The following is a 26,396-nucleotide window of genomic DNA, read 5'->3' on the forward strand; positions in this document are numbered from 1 at the left end:
GTGGCTTCTGTTGCAAATGCGGCATCCAACATTTGGAGCCGCACCGATGACCGCCCCCTATCCGCAGTTCAAAGCGGCCGCCTGCCATGTCGCCCCGGTTTTCCTGGACAGCGCCGCCACGGCCGAGAAGGCGGTTGCCCTGATCGGCGAGGCCGCCCGCGCGGGCGCCGGGCTCGTGGTGTTCCCCGAGGGCTATATGCCGGGCTTTCCCCTCTGGGTGGCCCTCCGTGCCCCGATCCACAACCACGATCTGTTCAAGCGACTCGCGTCCGAATCCGTCCGCCTCGACGGGCCCGAGATCGGCGCGGTGCGCGCCGCCGCCCGGCGACACGGCGTTCTCGTCTCCCTCGGCTTCAGTGAGAGCACCGAGGCCAGCCTCGGATGTCTCTGGAACTCGAACATCCTGATCGGGCGCAACGGGGCCATCCTCAACCATCACCGGAAGCTCGTCCCGACCTTCTACGAGAAGCTCGTCTGGGCGAACGGCGACGCCCGGGGCCTGCGCGTGACGCCCACCGAAATCGGACGGGTCGGCATGCTCATCTGCGGTGAGAACACCAATCCTCTGGCCCGATATGCCCTGATGGCGCAGGGCGAGCAGGTCCATATCTCGACCTATCCGCCGGCTTGGCCGACCCGCCCGCCGGGAGAGAGCGCGGCCTATGACCTGAAGCGCGCGATCGAGATCCGGGCCGGAGCCCATGCCTTCGAGGCCAAGGTGTTCAATATCGTCTGCTCGGCCGTCCTCGACGGGGCCGCGAAGGAGATCCTCTGCGGAGGAGACGCCGCCCTCGCCGACATCGTCGAGCGGACCCCGGCGGGCGTGTCCATGGTCCTCGATCCGACCGGTTCGCACGTGGTGGAACCCCACCAGGGCGATGAGGGGATCGTCTACGCCGATATCGATATCGCGGCTTGCGTGGAGCCGAAGCAGTTCCACGATGTGGTCGGCTACTACAACCGCTTCGACATCTTCCATCTCAACGTCGATCGCACGCCGCGCGAGCCGGTGAGCTTCGACGCGCCCGGCCAGACCATCGCCGCCCGGTACGCCGCCGACCGCTTCGATGGTCCGGATGCGACGGGCCTCGGCGCCGACACGGCGCATCCGGCCTTCGGTGAGATGACGGCCGATGCGCCGCGCCGCGGCGGCCATTGAAGATTCGCGCGGCCCGTCCCCGAGGCGGGCCGCACCGATTTCGGGAATGCCGGTCTCACCAAGATATCTCGCTCATCCACACCACCTCGATCGGAGGCGCAGCATGCTTTCACCGGACAAGATAGACCTTCGCGACGATGTCTCGGAATTCGAGGCGATCTCTCGAAACAAATCTCGCGTTGCAATCTCGCTGAGTGCCGTGATGATCGCGATGTATTTCGGCTTCATGTCGATGTTCGCTTTCGCGAAGCCGTTGATGGGAACAATCCTCGCTCCGGGATTGTCGCTGTGCATCCTGCTCGGTGCCAGCGTGATCGTCGGATCGTTCCTTCTCTGTCTTGTCTACGTCGTCTGGGCAAACCGGTTCTACGACCCGGCCGTGCGCCGCATCACGGGCTGAGGAGAGAACCATGCAGGCAGCGAACAACCCCCTGGCGGTCACCTTCTTCTTCGTCTTCATGGCGCTGACGCTCGGCATCACCTACTGGGCGGCGCGGAGGACGCGCACCACGGACCAGTTCTTCGCCGCGGGCGGCGAGATCACGGCCTGGCAGAACGGCTGGGCCCTCGCGGGCGACTTCCTCAGCGCAGCCGCGCTTCTGGGGATCGCCGGCATCATCACGTCGAACGGCTTTGACGGCTTGATCTACTCCATCGGCTTCCTGGTCGGCTGGCCGATCATCTCGTTCCTGATCGTCGAACCATTGCGCAATCTGGGTAAATTCACCTTCGCGGACGTGGTCGCCTACCGCCTGCGTCAACGGCCCGTGCGCGTGGCCGCCGCCATCGGCACGCTGACCGTGATCCTTCTGTACTTGATCGCCCAAATGGTCGCGACGGGCTCGCTGATCAAACTTCTCTTCGGCATGCCCTATACGGCGTCGGTCATCGTGGTCGGAACGGCGATGCTGATCTACGTGATCTTCGGCGGCATGCTGGCGACGACCTGGGTCCAGGTCATTAAGGCCGTCCTCCTCTCCCTCGGGGGGCTCGTCCTGGCACTCCTCGTGCTGGTCCATTTCGACATGAATCCCCTGCGCCTGTTCGCGGCGGCGGCCGACAAATACGGCGAGCGCGTGCTGCAGCCCGGCTCCAAGGTCGCCGGCAGCGGGTGGGATGCGATCTCGCTGGGTGTGGGACTGATGTTCGGGACGGCGGCGCTTCCGCACATCCTGATGCGCGCCTTCACGGTCCCGGACGTCAAGGAGGCGCGGATGTCGATCCTCTACGCCACCGGCATCATCGGCTCGTTCCACCTGCTCGTCTTCGTGATCGGCTTCGGCGCCATGGTCCTCGTCGGGCCGGAGGCCGTGATCAAGGCCGGCGGCGGCGGCAACATGGCGGCCCCGCTCCTCGCCCTCACGGTCGGCGGCAACGGCTTCTTCGGCTTCATCTGCGCGGTCGCCTTCGCGACGATGCTCGCGGTCGTCGCCGGGCTGACCCTCTCCGGGGTTGCCACGGTCTGCCACGACCTCTGGGTCAACGTGGTGCGCAACGGGGATGCGCCGGAGCGCGAACAGCTCACCGTCGCCCGGATCGCCACCGTCGCTATTGCCGTCCTGGCGGTGTCCCTCGGCATCGTGTTCGAAGGTCAGAACGTCGCCTTCATGGCCGGACTGGCCTTCGCCGTCGCCGCGGCGGCGAACTTCCCCGCGCTCCTGCTCTCCATCGTGTGGAAGCGCTTCACGACGTCGGCCGCGGTCGCGAGCATCCTGGTCGGCACCTTCTCGTCCCTCCTGCTGATCTGCCTCTCCCCGACGGTTCAGGTGGACGTGCTTGGCCGTAGCCTCGCCGCGGTCTCCCAAGAGTGGTGGTTTGTCCCGATGAAGAACCCGGCTCTCATCAGCATGCCGCTGTCCTTCCTCGTCGCCATCGCCGTCTCGCTCGTCACCCAGGAACAGGGTGCGGAGAGCAGCTTCCGGGAGATGCGGCGGCGGATCATGTTCGGGGCCGCGGGAGCGGTCTGCCCCGAACGCTGATCCCGGATCGGATCCGAGAAGGACGGGACGGGATCACTCCGTCCCGTCCTTCCGCGTTTCGAATGGGACGCTGGAGCGAGCGCGTCCGAGAATCCTGCGGCGAGGAGAAGCCGTCTCGTCGAACGAGACGTCGAGGCGGAACCGGCCTACCGAGCTTGGTGGCGACGCGGCGTGCGGTCACCGCCCGGCCGTGGGTGATGGTCACGGGATGATGTCCGGTCCGGCCGACGCTGCCTGGTGCGGTCAGGGGCCGAGCGAGCGCCCGGGCGTGTCGGTCGGCGTCCACGCCCGCCGCATCACGGATCTGCCGAGACAGTCGGTCGCCCGGCCTAGACACCGGGCGGGATCGTCGGGCCGATCGCAGGATCGACAGCGGAGCGTCGCGACGCCCCATCGGGGCCGTCCCCAGGGGCGTCATGCGCCCCCGTGTCGCCCGCACCCTGTGTCGGAAACCAGTTGCCGTGGAAGCCCGGCGGGATCCGGTGGCCGAGGCGGATACGGGCCACGGGCGGATCTGCGAACGATCGCGCGTCGAGGATGACGAATTCCGTCGTGTCGTGCGCGGTGTCGATCACGAGACCGACGAGCCAGCCCTCATTCTCGCTGGCCCCGGGGCGCGCCGGCACGAAGACGAACTCCCCTGGGATGCGGTCGGCACCGAACGCGTGGACCTGCCGCTCGCCCGTTTCCAGGTCGTGCTTGTAGATCTGCGTCGCGCCGGCAAGTTGCGTGTTGCCGTCTTCCGGGACGCTGACCGTGTAGAGGTAGCGGTGATGCTGGCCGAACAACCGCTCGTCGATGCGCGGGAATTCCTGGGCCGCGGAATCCAGCACCCGCCGTTCGACGCGCCGCGTCGCCACGTCGAGCGTCCAGCGTTCGAGCTTTCCTGGGGTGTCGAGGCCGCCCTCGGCCGAGGCAAACACGGTTTCGTAGGCGATGACGTCGAGGATCACCCGCCCATCCGCGTCGTCGTAGGCGTTGGCGACGTGGAACACGAAGCATGACGCGACCTCGCACCAGAGGATGTCGGCGCTCTCGCCCTGCCTGGGAAGAAGGCCCACCCGGGCCTTGTGGTCGGTGTTCCAGCGGAACGGGAAACGGTAGCCGGCCAGGACGGCCCTGAGTGAGAACGTCACCGGCAGATCGAGCACGATGATGAAGCGCGCCGTGATCGCGCAATCGTGGATGCAGGGGCCATGCTCGACCGCGATCGGCATGTCCCGCACGACCTGCCCGGTCGGTGCGACGACGACGTGGCGGACGCGGTCCCAGATGCGACCGTCATAGGCGATGGCGTGGGTCTCTCCGGTCAGCGGGTCGCGATGCGGATGCCCGGTGAAGGAGCCGGCGAGCGTCCCCTCGAACGGGTTGTAGCGCTGCTCCTCCAGGCTTCGCGACAGTTCGACCGGGAAGCTGCCCGCCTCGACGACTGCGAAGATCCGGCCGCCGATCTCGACGACATTGGTGTTGACGGTGTCGTTGCCTCCCCGCCGCGGTCCGGGCGCGGCGGGTCGCTTGAGCGCCGCGGCGGCCGTGCGGGAGGCGATCCAGCGGTTGCGGTACCACAGCGCCCTGCCGCCCTCGATCGCCAGACCGTGCACCATGCCATCGCCGAGGAACCAGTCGTGGCCCCGCATCGCCGGGCGGACGGGATTGGCCCCCATCTTGAGATAGAGACCGTCGAGGCCCGGCGGGATCGCCCCGGTGACGGGCAGGTTCTCCAGGGTCAGCTCTTCGCGCATCGGCTCGTGGACACCGACCACGAAGGGGTTCCGCGTTCCCGGCAAGCGCAGTCGATTGCAGGCCGCCAGCAGACCGACGCCCATCTCGGCGGCAGCGCGGATGGCGGATTGGATTCGGTTCGACATGGGCAGCGATCCCCGCATCAGGTGGACGGCCATGACGTCAGCGTGGCGGGGCTGCCCGCTTCCCGACCGCCGAGGGGAGGGGGCGCGGGATGAGCGCGGCGCACCAGCGTGCCTCGATCCCGACGCCGCAACGGCGCGGGCGCTGGATCCGTCATCGAGGATGCGCAGGAACCAGGGTGGGTCATGGAGATTGGCTTGCCGGGCTGGCGCTCATGCCGGGCGGGAGGATGACATGTCCGAGGATACCGAAAAGCACCGTGCCTTGCTGAGTGCCCTCAGGGACGCACAGGGGAAGAACGACGGCGCGTTCGAGCAGGCCGTCCTGAACGCCTTCGAGCACGTCTTCGAACATCTGGGACGCTTGAACGATCACGTCGCCCTGACCGGCCCCGATGGGAAGGATCCCCATTTGAAGCCCGGAGAATCGCCGACCCTGCGATAGGCCGGGAGGCCCTGTTCGGGCAGTCTGGTGGGGAGCACGCGACGTTCACGGCGCTCAACGGGTCGATCCCGAACGCTCGCATGCTCTCGGCCACCCTCGCCGAGGCGGCTTCCATCGTCTCGATGTCGGCGATGCCGCCGGCGGCTTGATCGCGATCCGTCTCGGGCCCTCGCCGGGTCCGCCGTGGCGGGTCCAGATCGATCGGGCCATTGATTGCGGATTCCGGCTGCCTCAGTTCGGCTCCTGCTCGATGACGCCCCGCCAGCCAAGGCCGCGATAGGTCTCGTAGCCGGGCGTGGCGTGGAAGGCGACGAGCCGCCCACCCGCATCGACATAGGTGCCCTGCGCCGCACCGTCCGTGCGCAGCGGGTAGCGCTCAGACAGGATGCCCTTGCCCTTCGAGCAGGCAATCACCCGGTTCTCGGCGTCGAGGAGCAGGACGCGGCTGCGGGTGCGCTCGTCGGCGGCGAGGCGCACGCCCTCGACCACGGCCCGCGCCTGCGGCTCCCAGTCGAAATGGATCGCGAGGTAGCCGAGGGGGCGCCCCGACGCCTCGCCGTTCTCGCGCACCGAAGCCGCGTAGGTGGCGGTCTGCGCGCCGTTGAGGCCGGCACAACGTCCGACATCGGCCACCGCGAACTCGTCGCCGGAGGCGAGGCGCCGCGCCCGCTCGAACCAGGGCTCCGCCCGAACGTCGCGGTCGCGCACGTGGAAGCGGTCGGGGCGCCCGTTGGCGATCACCCGACCATCGAGGCTGCACAGCCAGAGATCGAGATACACCGTGTAGGAGGAGAGGATGACGCCGAGCCGGTGGCTCGCATGGGCCCGAGCGTCCTCGGTCGGGTCGGCGGCGCAATCGACCACGGCGGCGTCGGTGGCCCACCAGCGCACGTCGCAGGTGCGCTCGTAGAGGTTGCGGTCGATGATCTCGATGGCATTGAGGGCGAGATCGACGCAGCGCTCCGACCGCGCCTCGGCGGCGAGCCGTCCCACCGCCTCGGTCAGGGTATCGACGCCGCTCCCCAGATTGGTGGCCAGCGCAGTGGCGAGCTGTTCGATCTCGCCCGAGACGTTGCGGACCTCTTGAGCCACCACCGAGAAGCCAGCGCCGTGCACCCCGGCGTGTGAAGCCTCGATGAGCGCATTCAGGGCAAGAAGGCGCATTCGCTGTGTAATGGTGTTGATGCCGCTGAGGCTGCTGAGCGTGCTCGCCTTGAGGGATGCGGTCGAGGCACCAACGACAGCGTTAAGGCCCGTTGCTTGGTAGCTCTTTGTAGCCTGAGTCATCTATGATGGACCTGATTGATACTTTGATTTTATGAATTTGCTGATTAAAAATTCGTAAATTGAGTTGTCATGTGAGTTTTTTGAGCAGAATGAACTGGGGCCGGGCATGCTCTGCCGACAAACCGAACGTCTTGATGATTGGCTCGCCATCGTCGGCCGGCGCGCGCCTGCGAGCGGCCCGTTCCGCGGCTGTTCGCGGGTATGCCCTGGCGGGGGGCGAGCGCGGGCAAAGGGCAAGCGCGCTCCGGTGCAGTCCACTCGCCAGCAAAACGCCGAGCGCAGGGCCGGCCGAGGCGTACGATTCAGGCGACGGCCGTGTCGATCGGGGGCTGGGCCTAACCCGTCTGCTCCAAGTCGCGCATTCGGGCCGTGGCAGGCAGAGGGCGTGAGCGCTCCTCCGATGCCATTCTAAGAGATTAGACGCCTATATTGTCGTCTCGATCGACGAATTGGCCGAAGTGAAGGTATATCGAGCGTGAGCGTGCGCGCTCAGCTCGCCTGTGCCTGTTCTATCGCGGCATGATAGGTCTGCGCCGTTCCCTTGCGACGGCGCTTGGCGGCGTAGAGGGCGGCATCGGCCTGACGCAGGAGCACGTCACGGTCGTGCGCGACCGGGTCTGACCAGGCGATGCCAATGGTCCCCGTCACGCGCGCAATGTGCCCCTGGCCATTTGCGACGATCTCGAGATCATGGAGAAGGCGGCGAACCAGTCGATCCACCTTCTCGCGACCGAGCGAGGCGGGGACGAGCACCGCAAACTCGTCGCCCCCCAGCCTTGCCGGAAGACACGGCGCGTCGCAGGCAGCCCGCAACCGATCGGCGACACGACGGAGCACCGCATCGCCCGCCGCATGCCCGAGGGCATCGTTGACGCCCTTGAATCCATCGAGGTCGATCAAGAGCACGACGACGTCACGTTCCTGCGCATGTATTTCATGTAACCGTGCGTCGAGAACGCGGTGAAATTCCGCTCTGTTGGCCAATTGCGTCAGATCATCGGTGCGAGCTTGGTGCCGCAGACGTTCTTCCAAGTCATGCTGCTCGGTGATGTCTTGGATCAATCCGATCAGGGCGATGGGTCTGCCCTTCGCCAGTTCGATTTCGCAGGAGCATCGGACGCGTCGGGCATTGCCTTTGGCGGTGATGAAGTTCGCCTCCATCTCGAAGGGCTCACCCGTATCCAGGGTGCGCATCACGGCATCGATGAATTTGGAGCGATCAGGCTCCGGGAAGTGATTCATGATGTCCTGGGTCGGCACGCCACCGATGACGGGCAGTTCGTGAATGGTGAAGACACCGTCGGACCAAGTCGTCGCCTGCTTCTCGATATCGTAACGGTACGATCCCATATTGGCCATCCGTTCAGCCTGCTTGAACTGACGGCGTTCACGCTCCAATCGTTCTACGGTGACAAGGTGTTCGTCGGCGCACTCGGCGGCGCGAAGGGCCGCGGCACGGGCCTCGATGAGGGCTTCGGCAACGCAGGCCAACTCCTTGAGTATTTCCAAATCGTCGTCGCTCTCCGCGCGCGCGCGCTCGTCGAGGACGCACAGCGTTCCAATCGTGACCATGTCGCCATCGGCGCGACGGACGCGAATGGGAACGCCGGCGTAGTAGCGGATATGGGGCCGGCCGACGACGAACGGACTCGCCACGAAGCGGTGGTCGAGTCTGGCATCGGCCACGATGAGGGGCCGCTCGGTCTCGAAGACGACCGGGCAGAACGCCTGCGCTCGCGCCGTCGCGGCAGCGAGTGGCCCGCAGCGCGCCTTGAACCACTGGCGCTTCGCATCGACCAGGGTGATCGAGGACATGCTGGTGCCCGCCATGCGTTGTGCGAGCTTGGCAAGGGCATCGAACTCGCGCTCGGGTGGCGTATCGAGCAGAGCGAGTTCCATCAGGGCTGTCTGGCGCAATGCCTCGCGCTGAGGGTCCACCATGGTTCGCTCACTGATCACGAGGATGCCCCGGCACAGGCGACGAGGCCATGCCTATAAGAAAAAAGGTATAAGGATGCGTATCGCGCCAGTCAGAGAATTGGCCGTATCGGTATCCGAGCCGTTTGTATTAAATTTGATGGGTTGAGGCCTGCAACTTGCCATTGCCGGTTGCAATGTAATGGAGTCTGCAGACATTATACAATAATCAGTACGCATTGATATTGATTAAATTTCTTGCGCTATATAGCATAAGTTCCAATTCACTTGATTTTTACGCAGTATTTTAAGTTTGCGATATTCGTTGGTACGAAATGTGATAGCTAGATTTGCCGGTCGCCGTTTTGCTGCGGATAATTGCTTTGACGATATAATCGATTTGATAATTGTTCGATTTGCTTGATTGCTGGGTCGCAGCGATGTGGTGGAAAATGTTTCTGTGCCGGCAGATCTGAGTCGAGGCGCATGATCGGGATAGGTATCGTCGTATGATACCGCCGCGCCCGCTGTCACGACGAATGCCGCCACGAAGCATCCAGCTGTCTTCAACGGGGCGCTGGTCAATCGGTGACACTCGACGGGCCAAGTGCACGAGCAGCGGCAGAAATCAGCTGGTCGTCCTGCGGGGGCCGAACCGCGCGAAGTGAGCGATGGATTCCATCGATCGGGCCGATTTCCGTCGAATGGCGACACCGGCTTTTGCAGCCATCGCGGCGATGCCGCTCGTGCCTCGGCAGGTTACGAAGCCTTCGCCTGAAGCGAGCGGTCGACGACGTTCCATTCACGGATCGTCATGATGGCCGCCTCGAGCGGCGCGGGACGACCGAACAGGTAGCCCTGGCCGAAAGCACAGCCCATCTCGGTGAGGAGGTCGGCTTCCTCCGCATGCTCGATGCCCTCGGCGACCACGGGTATCTCCAGTTCATCGGCCAAGCGGAGAACGGTTTGAACGATGCGCCGACTCGTCTGATCGACCAGAAGGGTCCGGACGAAGGCGCGATCGATCTTGAGCGTCGTGACGGGCAAGGTGCTGAGGTAGCTCAAGCTGGAATAGCCGGTGCCGAAGTCGTCGATCGCGACCCCGAGACCCGCCCGTCGACACCCCGCCAACGCCTCCGCAGCCCGCTCGGGATCTTTCATGAGCAGACTTTCGGTCACCTCGATCTTCAGGCTGCCCGGGGCGATGCCGGTCTGCGAGATCAGATCGGCGATCATCTGAGGGAACGAGGCCGCGGCGAGGTCATGCCCCGACACGTTCACACTGAGGAACAGCGGACCATCGATGTGACGCGGATTGTGCAGCGCGCCCAGCATGAGCTCGGGCAGGACCCGGCCGACCTCGGCGAGCGCGAAGCCGGTGAGATCGCCGATCAGCCCCGACGATTCGGCCACCGGAATGAACGCGCTCGGCGGCACGAGCCCCCGTTGCGGGTGGCGCCAGCGCATGAGCGCCTCGAAGCCGGCCAGCCGCCGGGAGGCGAGGCGAACGATCGGCTGGAAATGCATTTCGAACTGCCCGTCCGCGACGCCGGATCGGATCTCGCGCTCGAGAACGAGCGTGTTCAGGGCCGCGGCGAAAACACCGTCGGTCGCCGATGGACGTAACGCCGGGACAGGCATCGGCGAAGCCGCGCCCTTCATCTGTTCGAGCAGAGCGACGGTCTCGCGGTAACGCTCCAGCACGACCCCGAGGCACATGCACAGGATGGGATCGGTTTCTGCGATGCGATGGGCCAGCTGCTGCTCGGTGACGGCGACGAGTGCGCTGTCTTCCAAGGCCCGGACCGAGGCCGAGCGGGGGCGTCGATCGAGGATCGCCATTTCCCCGACAATCTCACCCGGACCGCGATGGGCGAGAACGATGTCTCCCTCCGGTCGCGCCAGAAACACCTCGAGGCGTCCGCCAACGATCAGATAGGCGGCATCCCCCGGCTCACCGGCGGAAAACAACAGCGACCCGGCCGGAACGAGCGTGCGGTCGAGGGACGTGTGCAGTGCGTTCACCGTGCGGGACCCTAACTCGGCTTCTCAGCCGACGGTCGATCCCTAAGGTGCGACCGTTAAGGCGCAGCAAAGGCTGCGTTAAATTGGCAATTTCATCGTCCTATCCTTAACCGTCCTTCAGCTTTGCTGTGCCAACACCCGAGTTGTCGCACCGATGCATGGAAGCGAAGAGGCAATGGTTGGTTTCCAGAGTGCTCGCCGGATCGCTCCGTCTCTTCGGCAAGCGGCACCCGGCATCGCCGGTGGCGTGGCCCTCCTCGCACTCCTGTTGCTGCATGCGGTGTTGCCGAGACCGTTCGAACGTCTCGAACTCTTCGGTGCGGATACCCTGCAGCGGATGACGCCGCGTGGCGCTGGCGCGGCACCTGTCCTCGTCGTCGATGTGGACGAGGAGAGCTTGGCCCGTCATGGACAATGGCCGTGGTCGCGCACGACCGTGGCCGACTTGGTCGCGGCCCTCCAGGATCTCGGTGCCAGCGTCATCGCCCTCGACATGGTCTTCGCCGAGGCCGACCGGACATCGCCCGCGCGCCTCGTGCCGGAATGGCGGCAGCGCTTCGGCTTCGGCGCTGTGCCGCAGGATGCCCCTTTGCCGGATCACGACGCGATCCTGGCCAGCATCTTCGCCCGAGGCCGGGTGGTGGCGGGGTTCGCGCCGGTCGACGACGCGATCGGCCGGGCACCCGACGGTATCGCGCCCTTCGCCGTCATTGGCCGCGCCTCACCCGATCGGCTCCTCCGTTTTCGCGGAGCGGTGACGAACCTGCCGGAACTCGATGCCGCGGCTGCCGGGCACGGCAGCTTCTCGCTGAAGGCCGGCACCGACGAGATCACGCGCCGAATGCCGATGATCGCTCGGGTCGGAGATCGTCTCGTCCCATCGCTCGCGCTGGACGCTGTCCGCGTTCTTCAGGACGAGGATACGATCAAGGTACGCGCGGACGATACCGGCGGCATCACCACCGGGTACACGGTCCGCATCGGTGACATCGACCTGCCGCTCGATGCCGAGGGAGCGTTGCGGCTGCGCTTCCCCACCGCGCGATCGACCGCGACCCTGGCGGCTTGGCGATTGCTCGATCCGGTCAAGCGCGCCGAGCTTCAGGACAGGGTGCGCGGCGCCGCGATCTTCATCGGGACGAGCGCGGTCGGCCTGTCGGATCTGAGGCCGACCCCGATGACGGCCTTCGAACCGGGCGTCGATCTGCACGCGATCGCTCTGGAGCAAATCCTGACCGGCCGCCATCTGATCCGCCCGGCCTGGGCGCCGGGCGCGGAGCGGGTGACCACGCTCCTGCTCGGCCTCGGCGCGGCTTTCGTCTGCCTGCTCGCGCCGCTCGCCGTAGCGGTGCCGGTGGCCGCCTTGCTCCTGTTGGCTCCGGCGGTCGGCGCCTGGGTCCTCTTCGCGCAGGCGGGGCTTCTGTTCGATCCGACCTTGATCGGTCTCGGTATCCTGGTGGCGTTCGCGGCGGCGGCCCTCGTGCGTTACGCCGGCGTCGAACGCGCGTCACGCCGGTTGCGCTCGGCGTTCACCCATTACCTCTCACCCGATCTCGTCGCAGCGCTCGCGAGCGACCCGGATCGGTTGAAGCTCGGGGGCGAAGCGCGCGAGATGTCGTTCCTGTTCACCGACCTCGAAGGCTTCACGGCCATGACCGAGGCGACCGGCGCCGAGGCACTCGTGCAGTTGCTGAACGCGTATCTCGACGGGATGTGCTCGATCGCGATGGAACACGGCGGGACCGTCGACAAGATCGTCGGGGACGCCGTGCACGTCATGTTCAACGCACCCCTCGATCAACCGGATCATGCCGAGCGGGCCGTGACCTGCGCGCTCGCCCTCGATGCGTTCGCGCTGGGCTTCAAGTCACGCCAGAATGCGAGCGGCGTGGCGTTTGGAACGACACGCATCGGCGTGAACACCGGAACGGCGGTGGTGGGCAATTTCGGCGGGAAACGCCGTTTCGACTACACGGCGCACGGCGACGCCATCAACACGGCGGCCCGGCTGGAAGCGGCGAACAAGGCGCTGGGGACGCGGATCTGCGTCGCGCGCGCGACGGTCGAGAAGGTGACCGGCCACGCCTTCCGGCCCGTCGGAACGTTGATGCTGAAGGGGAAGTCCGTCGGGGTCGATGTCTTCGAACCCGTCCGGCATCCATCGGCCATTCACGGCGCCTACCTAGACGCCTTCGATCGTTTGGCCGTCGGCGACGAGGCCGCCACGCACGTGCTCCTCGATCTCCACGCCGCCGACCCGCACGATCCGGTCCTGGCCTTGCACGCACGCCGCATCCGCGTCGGCGAGCGCAATGTGCGCATGGCGGCTTAGGGCCGCTCCGTCAGCCCGCGAGTTCCATCAGCCCAAGACGAGGAGGACGACGAGGCCGACATTCGTGACTTGGTGCAAGAACTGGTCGAAGCCCATCAGCCACCAGAAGCGCGGATCGGTCATCGGGAACCGGGTGCGCTGAGCGATCAGGGATTTGCCGCGATCGATCAGGCCGTGAACTGCAAGATCGACGAGGGCGATCCACCACAATGCCGGCTTGAACAGAAGGGCGATGACGAGAGTCGCCAGAGCGTGAGAGCCGGCATGTACGGCGAGCGGCGCTTGCCAGCCCGTGACGCGTTCCTTGCCCCGGGCCATCCACTCCGTCTGGGCAACGAAATCGATGGCGTAATGCTTCGCGGCCATGAGCACGAGCAGCAGGCTGAACGTCGAGACGGGCACGACTGTGTTGAGGGATTGCACCGATGCATCCTCTGAAATCGGGGGCGGCAGCATCGACGAGGATCAGCCAATAAGCCGCTAACGAGGCTCCGTCCGGCCTAAAAATCAAATAAAGGTGATACATTCTCAAATTAACCGATCGTTGATGTTTGTTCATAATAACATATAGCATGCCTGCACTGATGGGCAGTCGTATGAGATGCTTCCAGCCAACGAGGCGGCGAATTGCTGTTTCGTGGATCGCCCTGATCCGACTCAGAGATGAGCTTGGTCCGCCTTGCGCGATCAAGTGCGTATCTCGTTCGAAAACAAAGCTGTCCGCAGGTCGAGGCGTGCCAGTGTCGGAGGTTTTTAAGGTCCGGCTGATCTCTCGGGATCTTGTATCCTGCGGGAAGCAGTCCTGGCGCCGCGATCGCCCCATCGCTGCTTCGTTTGGGTGAAGGGGTCAGCGTCCGTCCCGGAACGTCGAACGCACGGACAGGGCCATCCGCCCTGAAGGCGGAGCGGCAGGCACATCTCGGTTCACGACAGAATTCTCTCCGTCGAATTTGACTTCGCCATGTCGTCTGCTCATCCCAAGGGACTGACCATGAAATATTGTGTGCTTGCCTGCACTGCAGCCGCTCTGGCGGGTGCGGCATCCCCCGTCCTCGCCGCGCCGAACACCATCGGAGCCGTCGAGAAGGTCCAAGCCGAGGCATCGGCCACGCAGGACACCACGACCCGCCCGTTGGCTGCCACCGCACCGGTGCTGTTCAAGGACAAGCTCCGCACCGGCCCCGGCGCGAGGCTGGAGGCCAAGCTCGATGACGGCACCGTGCTGACGCTCGGCGAGAAGGGCCGCATGACCGTCGACGAGTTCGTCTACAAGCCTGGATATCTCGGCGGTGCGATGAGCGTGAAGGTCGCGCAGGGCGCATTCCTGTTCGTCGGCGGCAAGATCGAGGGGCCGACCGGCGGCAACGTCGTGATCGAGACCCCGGTGGGGACGCTGGGCGTTCGTGGCACAACGGTGTGGGGCGGCCGCATCGACGGTGGCTACGGTGTGCTGGTGCTCGACGGAGAGGTCGAGGTCCGCACGAAGCGCGGCGCGGTGCTGCTGAAGAAGGGTCAGGGCACGATGGTCTATGACGGCAAGGCCCCGGCCCAGGCCGGTGCGTGGCCCGAAGATCGGACGAACCGGGCCGTGCAGACGATCAGTTTCGCCAAAGCGCAGTAACGAGACCGGATTGTTTCCTGACTGCGATGCTGTCACCGGAGCGCCTGCGGGCGCTCCCTGGTCAGCATTCCGACGAAGGGGAAACCGGTTCGTCGCGAGAATGCGCGGCGATATGAGCGAACCCGGGACGCGTTCTGGCCCAACAGGGTCGGGCGCCGCTCACGCACCCCGCAACATGGACTGCACCGCAGCCTCCAGCGCCCGTGCGGCGGTGCCCGCCGCCGGGGAGTTGGCACGGGCGAACATCACGATCTCCGAGGGCGGCAGCGCGGGAAGGCCGTAGCGCGCACCCGCGTCGCTCATCCGCCCCGAGGCGACCGCCCCCATCGGGGCGATGCCGAGACCGGCCCGCACCGCAGCGACCAATGCGCTGCAAGAGCCGCCGACGAAGGCTTCGCGCCAGGGCCGATGGGCGGCATCGAGATGGCGCACCGCCATCGAGCGGACCCCGCAATTGGGACCCAGCGTGACCAGGGGGATCGGCCGGTCCGGCGCAACGACATCGTCGTCCGTGGATCGCCAGCCGAGGGGGTCGAGACCCAGCACCTCGCCGTCCGTGCCCCCCGCCTCGCGCCGGATGATCACGGCGTCGAGTTCGCCCTCGTCGAACGCCGTGCGAACCTGCTGCGACAGGCCCAGGCGCAATTCGACCGCGCTGCGGAGGGGCAGGGCGGCGCGCACGTGCCGGATCACGTGCTCCAGCCCGGTGCCCAGAGCGTGGTCGCTCGCCCCGATGACGAAACGCACCGTCGGCGCGTCGTCGAAGCGCATGGCGTCGTCATGCGCCGCCAGCAGCGCCCGCGCCTTGGCGAGGAAGGACAGCCCGTCCTCGGTCGGTCGCACGAAACGCGGCGTGCGCTCCAAGAGCTTGCGGCCGAGCGCCGCCTCCAGCCCCTTGATGCGGGCGCTCACCACGGGCTGCACCGTGCCCGCAGCCTCCGCCGCCCGCGTCAGGTTTCCGAACTCGACCGCGAGAATGAACAGGCGCACCGAAGCGAGATCGAGCATGATATGATTCTGCTATGGTAAGGACAGTAGATCATAGCGTTCTACGTTGATGCGACAACGGCCAGATTGCTCCTGCGATTCACGCCCAGGAGGCTTCCATGCCGATGATCATCGTCCGCTACGTCACGCCCACGCCCCGGCCCGAATTGCGCGCCCGCATCGCCGAACTGGCCGCACGGCTGGGCGCGGAAAAGCTCGGTAAGGATCCGGGCGTCACCGCCATGCTGATCGAGGAGGCCGACCCCCAGGGGTGGTTCATCGGCAACCGGCATCCCACCGACGAGGGTCTTTCGGCCTTCTGGATGGACTTCAAGATCACCACCGGCACCAACACCAAGGACGAGACCACCGCGTTCGTGAAGGCGGCGTTCGAGGGGATGGAAGCTCTGCTCGGGCGGCTGCACGAGGAATGCTACGTGCTCGTCCATGCCGCCGACGGTGACGCCTACGGTTACGGCGGCCGTACGCAGAACGGCCGGTGGGCGGTGGCCCATCCGGGCTGAACCCTCATGCTCCCGCTCAGCCGACGCGACGCCCTCGCGGGCGCCGCCGCGCTCGCCCTGGCAGCGGGCGCCCCACTCCCACCTCTGCGCGGAGACGCCGCCATGTCCATCTCGACCGACGACGATCCGACGCTGCCCGGCCTGCGGCAGCGCCGCCTGCACGATATCGAGGGGATGAGCGTGCGGATCCTGGAGGCCGGGTTCGAGACGCCCGGCCGTCCCCTCGTCCTGCTGCTGCACGGCTTTCCGGAACTGGCGTGGAGTTGGCGCAAGGTGATGCCGGCGCTGGCGCAGGCCGGCTTCCACGTGGTCGCGCCGGACCAGCGCGGCTACGGCGGCACCACCGGCTGGGACGCCCATGCCGATCCGGCGACGTTCCGCACCCACGCCCTGGCCCTCGACGCTCTGCGGATCGTGTCGGCGCTGGGTTACCGCTCGGCGGCGGTGGTCGGCCACGACGTCGGCGCGATGGTCGCGGCCTACGCCGCCCTCGTCCGCCCGGATGTGTTTCGCTTCCTGACGATGGTGAGCTTCCCGTTCGACGGACCGCCCGCGCTCCCCTTCGACGATGCCGACCATGCGGCCAACCTGCCCGGCCCATCGCTCGCGGAAGAGCTCGCCGCGCTGCCGCGTCCGCGCAAGGACAGCATGGCGTTCTTCGCCTCGCCCGAGGCCGAAGACGACATGCTTCACCCGCCGCAGGGCCTGCACGCATTCCTGCGCGCCTATTTCCACGTGAAGAGCGCGGATTGGCCAGGCAACCACCCGCATCCGCTCTCCAGCGGCTCCGCCGAGGAACTCGCGACACTCCCGACCTACTACATCATGGACCGGGCGCTCGGCATGGCGGCGACCGTCGCCCCTGACGCGCCGAGCCCGGAACAGGCAGCGGCCAACCGGTGGCTGCCGGATGCCGATCTCGCGATCTACGTGCGGGCGTTCCGGCGCACGGGGTTTCAGGGCGCGCTGAACTGGTTCCGCAGCCATACCGGCGCGATCGGGCGGGCGGAGATCGCGTTGTTCTCCGGTCGGAGGATCGAGGTGCCGACGCTCTTCATGGCAGGCACCGCCGATTGGGGCAGCTACCGCAAGCCCGGTGCGCTCGAACGCCTGCGGACGACCTACCCGAAGCTGATCGGCACGACCTTCATCGAGGGGGCGGGCCATTGGGTTCAGCAGGAGCAGCCCGAGCGTTTCACGTCCCGGCTCATCGATGTCCTCCCGAGGTGAGGAAGGGGGATGAAGTCCCGATGCCGGGACATCCTGTCCTCGCCGGTCCGGTCATCGCATCGATCTTCTGCGGCGAGGCCGAGCCGTCCGCCCCGATCACGTCGAGGTGCTGTCGACCGGCCGTGCGTCGGATCTCGATCGGGATCGCCGCCATCGTCATCCTCCGCGGCAGGAGCGGTTCCCACCAGGGCCTGACCGACATCCGGCGTGAGACAGCCGGGTCGAGGACGCGTGAGAAAACAAAGTGCCTTGCCGCTTTGGGCGCTCCGCCTCTGACGACCGTCTCGATGAGGGCCAGCACCTGCCCGAGATCGATCGGGCGGCGCCGTGAAAGGGCGTGGTTGTGGCCTCCGCCGGCAATACCTGCCAAGGAGGGGGGCCACGCACTCGATCGAGAGGGGACCTGTTGCAGGATGCCGATCAAGGCTCTGAACGACCGTAAGAAGCTGTCGAGCGACTTCAACGAGGCCAACGATGCGTTCATCGATGCGGTGCTGGGCGCCCTGCAGGCGGGCCAGATCCCGCTCGATCTCGCCCGGGCCTACCTCGCGCATCCGGTGGCGATGATGCAATCCGATGGCGCGCAGGCGGTCGCCAACTACTTCGAGCGGATCCTGTCGCAACGCCCCAACATTGACTGGACCCCGGGAGGCTAAGGTTGCGGCTTGCAGCCTCTCTTTCCTGTTCTTCGGCACGCCGCGTTGGTTCAGCGGTGGCGTGACGGCAATCCTTAGAGTGGGTCGCGGTCACCCGCAGACATGCCGTCCCGCGGTTTCAGGCAGCGTCGCTTCCGAGCGTTTGCATCACTGATGCCGCGGGCCGGGTGACGCTGGCTGGGAGCCGGAACGCGCCGTCGGACCATTCGGTACCGGTCGGCGACCGCTTCATGGGCGCCAACATGTCGTGTGCCGCCGCCGCCTCGGACCCGGTAACATTCCTGCTCGGGACGGGTTCACCGCCCTTCGACACAGCAGGGAACGCCCGAACGGCGCGAAGTACGGTTTGCTTCCATCATTCATCGAGCGGCTTCGCAGAGCAGCCGCGGCACGGATCGGTCCGCTGCGGCACTTTCCGGCACTCTTCCGGCTCGCCTGGTCGACGAACCGCACCCTGACGCTCCTCAGCATCGGGCTGCGCATCGCCCGCGCCGCGGTGCCTGCCCTGACGCTCTACGTCGCCAAGCTCGTCGTCGACACGGTCGTGGCCGGGCAGTCCGATGCCGCGGCCCAGGCGGGCGCCGCGGCCTGGGTGACCAGTCCGCTCCTGCGGCAGGTCGCCTTACTGATCGGGGCCGAACTCGCGCTCGCCCTCGCTTCTGACCTGCTCGGGCGTGCAACGAGCCTCGTCGATGGGGTGTTGGCCGAGATGACCGGCAACGCCACCACGCTTCGGCTGATGGCGCATGCCGCCACCCTCGATCTCGCCCAGTTCGAGGACCCCGCGGTGCAGGACGGGCTGGAGCGCGCTAGGCGCCAGGTCGCTTGGCGCGCGAACCCGATGGGCCAATTGCTGGGCCAGCTTCAGGATGGGCTCACGGCCCTCTCGCTGGCGGTCGCCGTCGTCGCGTTCCTGCCGTGGCTCGTCGTCCTGCTCGTGCTCGCCCTGATCCCGGCCTTTCTCAACGAGCTCCATTTCAACCGCCAGGGCTATCGCCTCGCCTATCAGCGCTCGCCGGACCGGCGCGAGGGCGACTACATGCGCCAGCTCGGGGCGGGGGCCGAGAGCGCCAAGGAGGTCAAGCTCTTCGGCCTCAGCGGCTACCTCGCCGAGCGCTTCGGCGGACTCGCCGCCCGGGCGCTGCGCGAGAACACCCGCCTCGCCCGTCGCCGGGCCGTCGCCGGTGGACTCTTCGCCAGCCTCGGCACGCTCGCCTACTATCTCGCCTACTTCGTGATCGTGCTGCGGACGGCCACCGGCACGTTCAGCCTCGGCGATCTGACGTTCCTGGCGGGCGCTTTCCTGCGCCTGCGCGGGCTGGTCGAGGGATTGCTGCTCGGCCTCTCCCAACTCTCGGGCCAGGCGCAGTATCTCGACGACCTGTTCGCGTTCCTCGCGCTCCGGCCCCGCCTGTCCGCGCCGGAGCATCCCGCGCCGTTCCCGACGCCGATCCGCGACGGCTTCGTGTTCGAGGCGGTGGGCTACCGCTATCCCGGCGCGGAGCGATGGGCGGTGCGCGACCTGTCCCTGACGATCCGCGCCGGCGAGGTCGTAGCGCTGGTGGGCGAGAACGGCAGCGGCAAGACCACGATCGTCAAGCTCCTGGCCCGGCTCTACGACCCGACCGAGGGGCGTATCCTGCTCGATGGGCGGGATCTGCGCGATTACGACCCCGATCTCCTGCGAACGCGCATCGGCGTGATCTTTCAGGACTTCGTCCGCTTCGATCTCACGGCGGGAGAGAACATCGCGGTCGGACGCATCGCCGCGCGGGCGGATGCGCCCCGCATCGAGGGCGCGGCGGCGCGCGCCCTGGCCGATTCCGTGGTCGGGCGGTTGCCGGCGGGCTACGATCAGCGGCTGGGGCGGCGCTTCGAGGACGGGGTCGATCTGTCCGGGGGCGAGTGGCAGAAACTCGCGATCGCGCGCGCCTACATGCGCGAGTCCGAGGTCCTGGTCCTGGACGAGCCGACCGCGGCGCTGGACGCGCGCGCCGAGGCCGAGGTGTTCGCCCGCCTTCGCGCGCTCGCGCTCGGCCGCACCGCGCTCCTGATCTCGCATCGCTTCTCGAGCGTACGCCGCGCCGACCGGATCGTCGTGCTCGGGGACGGCCGGGTGCAGGAGGCCGGCACGCACGAGGAGTTGGTCCGCAACGGCGGGCGCTACGCCGAATTGTTCGAGTTGCAGGCGGCGGCCTACCGGTAGGCCGCCGCCCCTCGCTCATCGAGCGACCGGACGCGGAAGGTCGTCAGGATTTCAGGGGCACGCCCTTGGTGGTGAAGCTCTGCCCTCCGCCGGGGCGGTACACGGGGCGCGGCTGACCGCGCCCCTTGCCCGCCCCCTTGCCTGCGCCCAGGCCTGTTCCCGGCGGCTGCGAGGACGGCACGAGCTGGTCCGGCCTCGGCCCGATCAGATCGGCGCGGCCCATCTCCCGCAGCGCCTCGCGCAGCAGGGGCCAGTTTTCGGGGTCGTGGTAGCGCAGGAACGCCTTGTGCAGCCGGCGCTGCCGCAGGCCCTTGATCGCCTCGACCGGCTCGCTGCCGCCGCGCCGCACGCCTTTCAGCGTGTTGACTTCGGTGTGGTACATCGCCGTCGCGGTCGCCATCGGCGAGGGCAGGAAAGTCTGCACCTGATCGGCGCGGTAGTCGTTCTTCTTGAGCCAGAGCGCGAGGTGCAGCATGTCCTCGTCGGTCGTTCCGGGATGGGCGGCGATGAAGTACGGGATCAGGTAATACTTCTTGCCGGCCTGCTTGGCGGCCTCGTCGAACATCTCCTTGAAGCGGTCGTAGGTGCCGATGCCCGGCTTCATCATCAGGTCGAGCGGCCCGCGCTCGGTGTGCTCAGGCGCGATCTTGAGACGGCCGCCGACATGGTGGGTCACCAGCTCCTTGACGTATTCGGGGCTGCGGACCGCCAGATCGTAGCGCACGCCGGAAGCCACCATCACCTTCTTGACGCCCTCCACCTCGCGAACCTTGCGGTAGAGTCGGATCAGGTCGTCGTGCGAGGTGTTCAGGTTGGGGCAGATGTCCGGGAAGACGCAGGACGGCAGCCGGCAGGCCGCCTCGATCTTCGGATCCTTGCAGGCCATCCGGTACATGTTCGCGGTCGGACCGCCGACATCCGAGATCACGCCGGTGAAGCCCGGGGTCTTGTCGCGGATATGCTCGATCTCCCGCAGGATCGAGCCCTCCGAGCGGTTCTGGATGACACGGCCTTCGTGCTCGGTGATGGAGCAGAAGGTGCAGCCGCCGAAGCAGCCGCGCATGATCGTCACCGAGAACTTGATCATGTCCCAGGCGGGAATCTTCGCATCGCCGTAGGACGGATGCGGCGCGCGGGCGTAGGGCAGGTCGTAGACCGCATCCATCTCGTCGCTGGAGAGCGGGATCGGCGGCGGGTTCAGCCACAGATCGCGGTCGCCGTGGCGCTGGACGAGCGGGCGCGCATTGCCGGGATTGGCCTCCCGGTGCAGCACCCGCGAGGCGCGGGCATAGGCCTCCTTGTCGTCCTTCACCTCGTCGTAGGCGGGGAGCCGGATCACCGTGTCGCCGGGCTTGCGGGCGGCGGCCTCGTCGGTGGAGTCGAGATCGTCGGCGGGCAGTTCGGTGTAATGCTCGGGCACGCGACGGAACAGGGCGACGCCGCGGACCGAGTCGAGCGCGCGCGGTGCCTCGCCGGCCGCGAGGCGGTGCGCCACCTCGACCACGGCGCGCTCGGCATTGCCGTAGATGAGCAGATCGGCCTTCGCATCCGCCAGGATCGAGCGGCGCACCTTGTCCGACCAGTAATCGTAATGGGCGATGCGGCGCAGCGACGCCTCGATGCCGCCGAGCACGATCGGCACGTCCTTGTAGGCCTCGCGGCAGCGCTGCGTGTAGACGATGGTGCAGCGATCCGGCCGGCGACCGCCCTCGCCGCCGGCGGTGTAGGCGTCGTCATGGCGCAGCCGGCGGTCCGCCGTGTAGCGGTTCACCATCGAATCGAGATTGCCGCCGGTGACGCCGAAGAACAGCCTCGGCCTTCCCAACGCCTTGAACGGCTCCGCCGATTGCCAGTCCGGCTGGGCGATGATGCCGACCTTGAATCCCTGCGATTCGAGCAACCGGCCGATAATGGCCATGCCGAAGCTGGGGTGATCCACGTAGGCGTCACCGGTCACCAGAACGATGTCGCAGGCCTCCCAGCCGAGCGCCGCCATCTCGGCGCGGCTCATCGGCAGGAACGGCGCCGCCGCTCCCGAGGGGGGCGGTTTGCAGACCAACGGGGATACGGGAGCCACGGATCGTTCGGCAGAAGAACAGAGTGCCATGGGGCCACTGCATAGGCCAATGGGGCCGCAAGCTCAACGAAGGTCGAGGGGCTGAAGATCGCAGCTGGCCTGTCACGGCTGAGCTTCGCGTCCTGCCTGAGCCGGGAGCAGAACCGGGACAGCAGCCGAAAAGCGGATTGTTTCTCGGGGCGCCCTCGCACGCGAATTCATCGATCGGGGCCGATCTTCGCCCGACATCGAAACTTGCCGGAACGGGCAACGCCTTCGTTCGCCGGAACGCGACGGGATCCGCCTCAGCGGATGCTCGCCATGGCGGCCTTGAGTCCGTCGAGCGAGGTCGTGAAGGCGATAGGTTGCCCCCCCTCGGCGGTCCCGTAGTGGATAGCTGCGGTCGCGCGCGACCGGATCCCCCGCACGAGCCGGGCGTCGAGGGGCAGGAAGCCCAGGCACAGCTGGGCGTCGCACCGGTCGAGGCGGATCACGCTCCGGGTCGCGTCGACGGTGATCGCCACCGTGCGGGGCGCGGCATCTTTCACCGGTGCGCGCAGGACGAAGACGGGCTCGCCCCCCGAGGTCGCCGCCAGCGACCAGCTGAAGACGAGCGAGCCGTCCCCGGCGAGGATCGTCTGCGAGACGTTGCAGACGCGGGTGCGCTTGGCCTCGTCGCAGATCAGGGTCCAGCCGGAAAAGGTCTGGATGACCCGGCGGATCCCCGGCTCGGCCGAAGCGCCCTCGGCCGGCTTGATCCGGAAGTCCGGCTGCGGCGCGGCGGCGGCGTCGCCGTCCGGCAGGCGGCCACGCAGCTGCGCCGCCGCCGGCGCCGATGCCAGCAGCGACGCGGCGAGGATCAGGCCCGCTTTCCCGCTCACGCGGGAGAGCGGGCGCCGATGCCCTCGGGACGACCGATCCACGCGCGGCGCCTCAGTTCAGGGTGAAGCTGGCGCCGGCACCGACGCCGAAGTCGCGTCCGGCCGTCACGCCGGTGGCGTTCACGCGCGCCGAGCCGTCCGGTAGGGTGTAGCCGAGGCCGAACGAGGCCGCCGATTCCCCGCGCCAGACGCCCCCGCCCGCCGCGACGCTGAGCTTGCCCGGACGGTCGTCGAACCGCAGCGCCGCCGCCGCGAGCCCGATCGCCGCCCCGCGCCGCGCCTCGGTGCGGACATCGCCGATCTGACGGTTGAGATCGGCGAGCTGGCTGCCGAAGCCCGCCATCTGGTTCTGCAGCGGCGCCACGCGCTGGTCGGTATAGGTCGCGGCGGCGGCGAGCGTTTCCCGGGACTTGGCATCCGTGTAGGCGACGCTCTCCCCCTTGGCCCGGATCACCTGTCCGAAATTGGCCGCCTCCGTCGTCGCGATGCCGTCGGCGACGTTGCGGATCAGGACGGGCTTGTTCGGATCGGCGCCGGCCAGGGTGAGGGATTGCCCCCGCCCGCCGGTGGCCGGGTCGACATCGTAGGCGACCGTATAGGTGTCGAGCGCCCCCAGCGCCGCGCCGACATTGTCGTAGCTCTTGCCCTGCACCGCGTAGCGCGGCTGCGTCAGACGCCCGTCCGCCCCGAATCCCGAGCCGCCACCGAGCACGGCCGCAAGCTGGTCGCCCGTCGATCGGAGCTGGCGGAGATTGACCGCGTCGGTCTCGGCCGTGCCGCCCGCGACATGGGTGATCTGCCGCTCGCCGCCCGCCGTGCCGACCGAGACCGCCCCGGCCGCCGACGCGACGCTCGTGCCCGAGAAAGCCTCCCGGCTGCCCCGCAGGCCCGCCCGATCGGCGACCGCGCCGGAGCCGAGGGCGACACCGCCCGCCGCGCTGGCGACGGACCCGGCTCCGACCGCCACACCCTCGCTGCCCGTCGCCCGTGCCACGTTGCCGGTGCTGTTGACCGCGACGTAGCGGCTGCCCGAGCTGGTCATGTTGGTCACGGCGGTGTCGAGCGTGCCGAGCGCCGAGCCGACATCGCCATAGGTGTTGCCCTGCACGGTGTAGCGGGGGCCGATCAGGCTGCCATCGGCGCCGAGCCGGGCACCGCCGCCGAGCGCGGTTGCAGTGGCGGACAGTCCGACCTGAAGCTGCCCGCCATTGATCGCTTCCTGGCTGCCGGCGGCGATGCGGCCGTTGCCGACGCCCGTCAGCGTGCGGGCTTGGCCCGTCCCGCTGGCGAAGCCGACGGTGGCGCCGTCTGTGCTGGCGCCGACGGTCAGGCTGCGGCTCGCCACGTCCTGGCGCACGAGACCCGTACTGCCCGATCCGATCGCCAGCGAAAGGTCCGCAACGGCCGCGTTGGTCGCGGAGAGTTGGCCGCCATTGACGGCGTCGGTCGAGCCGGCGACGACGCGCCCGTTCGCCACGCCTTGCAGCGCCACCGGGCCGCCCGGGCCCCTGCCGGACAGGTCGATTCGTCCGGTCGCCACGCCATTCACATCCGGCACGTACTGAACGGAGAGGGCGTTGGTGGCGGCGAGCGCCGAGCCGACATCGCCGTAGAGGCGACCGCCGACGCTGTAGATCGGCGCCGTCACGGTGCCGGTCACCGCATCGAGGGCTGCGCCGCCGCCGAGGCCTCGCACGAGGGCGCTCCCGCTCAACCGCAGCTGGCCGAGGGTCGCGGCGTCCGAATCCACCGTGCCGCTGGCCAGGCCCGACAGGCGGCGGTTGCCCGCAAGGCCGGTGATGTCGATCTGGGTGCCGGCGCTGGCCGAGGCGATGGTGACGGTGCGGCTCGTCGGATCCTGCTGAACGAGGCCGATGCTGCCGTCGATGATCGTCCGGCGCAGGCCGGACAGGTCGGTCGTTGCGGCAGCGATGGTGGCGGCATTGGCCGAGAGAGCCCGATCCGTGGCGCCGAACGCGTCGCCGGCGCTGCCGTGGCCCGTGCCCTGAACGACGTAACGGGGCGCACTGATCGTTCCGTCAGCGGCGACGGTGGCGCCTCCGCCGAGCGCGGTGGCGGTGCTCGCCGCCGTTCCCAGGAGTTGACTGCCGAGGATCGGGTCGGTCGCGATCACGTTCACGCCCGCCGCTTGCGCCCATGCCGGCGCACAGCACAGCGATCCGAGCCCGAGCGTCAGTGCGGTGGTTGCCAGCAGGTCGCAGCCATTCGGCCGAAAGCGCAGCAGGTGGGAAAGCCGAAACAGAGCAGACATGCGGGCAAGTCCATTCAACACGGCGTTGACCGCAACGCCGCGGCAATTCGAGGCTATCGAGGGCGTCTTGTTCGGCCCAAGATCGGTTTCTGGGTATATCTAAAGGTGGGTTCGCGACGTCTATTGCGGCTAAGGCAATACGGTGCTGGATGATTTTGTTGCATGGCGTCTTGGATCGAGGTTCGCCAAGTAAAGTTAATGGGCAATTAATCGAGTCAGTATTTCGGATTGGCGGCCAAAAACCGAGAAACATATTCCAGATTTCGATGGCATGATTGCGAAGTTTGTTGAGAGGGACTTTTGCGAATTTGTATTCAATGGCTGCGGTGACAGGGAGGAAGACGTTCGCAACGAAGCCTCGGCCTGATCGAGCGTGACTCCGGATCGGCTCTCGGGGCATCGGTCGGAGACGCTCGATTCCCGTTTTTCGTCTCATCCGGATCTTCGGGGACAGCCTCCTGAGCCTTCGCCTTCGAGGCAAGACTTCGGAGAGGGGGAGCGGGCTGGCTGCCCGAATGGGCGTGGCCGGGTGACCCGTCTGTTGGCGGATGTCACGACGGCGTGCGTCGGATGTTGCCCCGCCCTCAGGGACCCTACACCGGAGGACGGGCACCCTGCGCTATCAGGCAACGGACCATCTCAGAGCATAGTATGATGATGGCATCTTCTCAGATCGCCTCATCATGTCTGAAGCGATCATCATGATTGCAATAAAGCGTGGAGTGCTGCGATAAGATCCTGTATAGGATCCGGATAGCGCCTTGCAGGGGCGCGATAGTCTCAATACCGGTTCTCAAATTTCTTGATCGTGGCGTTATTTGAATAATCCGCTCTGAGAGATGGCTGTGGCGGTCATTCGCAGAGACATTTCTCAATTAGAATAAATACAAAATATTGTTCTTGCTCGTCAATTTAAGTTCCGCATAGCTAGAGAGATCGTCGAGCAGGACCCTT

Annotated in this window: 19 protein-coding genes; 10 read left to right on the top strand and 9 right to left on the bottom strand. The window is 67.1% G+C overall.

Annotated features, from left to right (window positions below; genetic code table 11):
• Window positions 1-46: 46 nt before the first annotated feature.
• The 3 genes from OWC43_RS14455 to OWC43_RS14465 all read left to right on the top strand — a co-directional run bounded on the left by OWC43_RS14455 (window position 47) and on the right by OWC43_RS14465 (window position 3,138).
• Window positions 47-1,159 carry a carbon-nitrogen hydrolase family protein gene (locus OWC43_RS14455; protein WP_393957146.1) on the top strand — a complete coding sequence of 371 codons (1,113 nt, stop codon included), beginning with the start codon at window positions 47-49 and terminating at the stop codon, window positions 1,157-1,159.
• 103 nt (window positions 1,160-1,262) lie between these two features.
• Entirely contained in the window at window positions 1,263-1,559 is a 297-nt protein-coding gene (locus OWC43_RS14460) for a DUF485 domain-containing protein (RefSeq protein WP_393958565.1), read from the top strand.
• A gap of 10 nt (window positions 1,560-1,569) precedes the next feature.
• Window positions 1,570-3,138: a cation/acetate symporter ActP gene (locus OWC43_RS14465; RefSeq protein ID WP_137831073.1), complete on the top strand. Its 1,569-nt coding sequence runs from the start codon at window positions 1,570-1,572 to the stop codon at window positions 3,136-3,138.
• Window positions 3,139-3,467: 329 nt separating this feature from the next.
• Here OWC43_RS14465 and OWC43_RS14470 read toward each other — a convergent pair whose 3' ends face one another.
• Complete coding sequence (locus OWC43_RS14470) at window positions 3,468-5,006, bottom strand: carotenoid oxygenase family protein (protein ID WP_393957147.1); 1,539 nt, start codon at window positions 5,004-5,006, stop codon at window positions 3,468-3,470.
• A gap of 232 nt (window positions 5,007-5,238) precedes the next feature.
• Between OWC43_RS14470 and OWC43_RS14475 the strand changes: the two genes are divergently transcribed.
• Entirely contained in the window at window positions 5,239-5,448 is a 210-nt protein-coding gene (locus OWC43_RS14475) for a hypothetical protein (protein ID WP_137831075.1), read from the top strand.
• Between the two features lie 231 nt (window positions 5,449-5,679).
• On the opposite strand, the gene OWC43_RS14480 is transcribed toward OWC43_RS14475, so the two are convergent.
• The 3 genes from OWC43_RS14480 to OWC43_RS14490 all read right to left on the bottom strand — a co-directional run bounded on the left by OWC43_RS14480 (window position 5,680) and on the right by OWC43_RS14490 (window position 10,677).
• Window positions 5,680-6,735 (bottom strand): methyl-accepting chemotaxis protein, encoded by a 1,056-nt coding sequence (locus tag OWC43_RS14480; protein WP_238307955.1) that lies wholly within the window; start codon window positions 6,733-6,735, stop codon window positions 5,680-5,682.
• A gap of 489 nt (window positions 6,736-7,224) precedes the next feature.
• Window positions 7,225-8,676, bottom strand: coding sequence for a diguanylate cyclase domain-containing protein (locus tag OWC43_RS14485; RefSeq protein WP_393957148.1), 1,452 nt, complete (start codon window positions 8,674-8,676; stop codon window positions 7,225-7,227).
• A gap of 735 nt (window positions 8,677-9,411) precedes the next feature.
• Window positions 9,412-10,677: an EAL domain-containing protein gene (locus tag OWC43_RS14490; protein WP_393957149.1), complete on the bottom strand. Its 1,266-nt coding sequence runs from the start codon at window positions 10,675-10,677 to the stop codon at window positions 9,412-9,414.
• A 175-nt stretch (window positions 10,678-10,852) separates the two neighbouring features.
• Here OWC43_RS14490 and OWC43_RS14495 point away from each other — a divergent pair, with 175 nt between their 5' ends.
• A complete protein-coding gene (locus OWC43_RS14495; protein WP_393957150.1) occupies window positions 10,853-13,009 on the top strand; it encodes a CHASE2 domain-containing protein in 2,157 nt (718 codons plus the stop codon).
• A 27-nt stretch (window positions 13,010-13,036) separates the two neighbouring features.
• Here the strand turns inward: OWC43_RS14495 and OWC43_RS14500 are convergent, their stop codons facing one another.
• Window positions 13,037-13,432: a DUF3307 domain-containing protein gene (locus tag OWC43_RS14500; RefSeq protein WP_393957151.1), complete on the bottom strand. Its 396-nt coding sequence runs from the start codon at window positions 13,430-13,432 to the stop codon at window positions 13,037-13,039.
• 538 nt (window positions 13,433-13,970) lie between these two features.
• Here OWC43_RS14500 and OWC43_RS14505 point away from each other — a divergent pair.
• Window positions 13,971-14,630: a FecR domain-containing protein gene (locus OWC43_RS14505; protein ID WP_393957152.1), complete on the top strand. Its 660-nt coding sequence runs from the start codon at window positions 13,971-13,973 to the stop codon at window positions 14,628-14,630.
• Between the two features lie 159 nt (window positions 14,631-14,789).
• Here OWC43_RS14505 and OWC43_RS14510 read toward each other — a convergent pair whose 3' ends face one another.
• A complete protein-coding gene (locus OWC43_RS14510; protein WP_393957153.1) occupies window positions 14,790-15,638 on the bottom strand; it encodes a LysR family transcriptional regulator in 849 nt (282 codons plus the stop codon).
• 98 nt (window positions 15,639-15,736) lie between these two features.
• Here OWC43_RS14510 and OWC43_RS14515 point away from each other — a divergent pair, with 98 nt between their 5' ends.
• The 4 genes from OWC43_RS14515 to OWC43_RS14530 all read left to right on the top strand — a co-directional run bounded on the left by OWC43_RS14515 (window position 15,737) and on the right by OWC43_RS14530 (window position 20,233).
• On the top strand, window positions 15,737-16,141 hold the full coding sequence (locus OWC43_RS14515; RefSeq protein WP_393957154.1) for a 4-oxalocrotonate tautomerase family protein: 405 nt from the start codon (window positions 15,737-15,739) through the stop codon (window positions 16,139-16,141).
• A 102-nt stretch (window positions 16,142-16,243) separates the two neighbouring features.
• Complete coding sequence (locus OWC43_RS14520; protein ID WP_393957155.1) at window positions 16,244-17,371, top strand: alpha/beta fold hydrolase; 1,128 nt, start codon at window positions 16,244-16,246, stop codon at window positions 17,369-17,371.
• Window positions 17,372-17,784: 413 nt separating this feature from the next.
• Window positions 17,785-18,027: a hypothetical protein gene (locus OWC43_RS14525; RefSeq protein WP_137831083.1), complete on the top strand. Its 243-nt coding sequence runs from the start codon at window positions 17,785-17,787 to the stop codon at window positions 18,025-18,027.
• 346 nt (window positions 18,028-18,373) lie between these two features.
• Window positions 18,374-20,233 carry an ABC transporter ATP-binding protein gene (locus OWC43_RS14530; protein ID WP_393957156.1) on the top strand — a complete coding sequence of 620 codons (1,860 nt, stop codon included), beginning with the start codon at window positions 18,374-18,376 and terminating at the stop codon, window positions 20,231-20,233.
• A 43-nt stretch (window positions 20,234-20,276) separates the two neighbouring features.
• Here the strand turns inward: OWC43_RS14530 and OWC43_RS14535 are convergent, their stop codons facing one another.
• From OWC43_RS14535 to OWC43_RS14545, 3 genes are all read right to left on the bottom strand, one after another.
• Window positions 20,277-22,340 carry a YgiQ family radical SAM protein gene (locus tag OWC43_RS14535; RefSeq protein WP_137831084.1) on the bottom strand — a complete coding sequence of 688 codons (2,064 nt, stop codon included), beginning with the start codon at window positions 22,338-22,340 and terminating at the stop codon, window positions 20,277-20,279.
• 254 nt (window positions 22,341-22,594) lie between these two features.
• Complete coding sequence (locus OWC43_RS14540; RefSeq protein WP_393957157.1) at window positions 22,595-23,170, bottom strand: invasion associated locus B family protein; 576 nt, start codon at window positions 23,168-23,170, stop codon at window positions 22,595-22,597.
• 52 nt (window positions 23,171-23,222) lie between these two features.
• Complete coding sequence (locus tag OWC43_RS14545; RefSeq protein WP_393957158.1) at window positions 23,223-25,442, bottom strand: YadA-like family protein; 2,220 nt, start codon at window positions 25,440-25,442, stop codon at window positions 23,223-23,225.
• Between the last annotated feature and the right edge of the window lie 954 nt (window positions 25,443-26,396).

The organism is Methylorubrum sp. POS3 (assembly GCF_043352485.1).
Taxonomy (GTDB): domain Bacteria; phylum Pseudomonadota; class Alphaproteobacteria; order Rhizobiales; family Beijerinckiaceae; genus Methylobacterium; species Methylobacterium suomiense.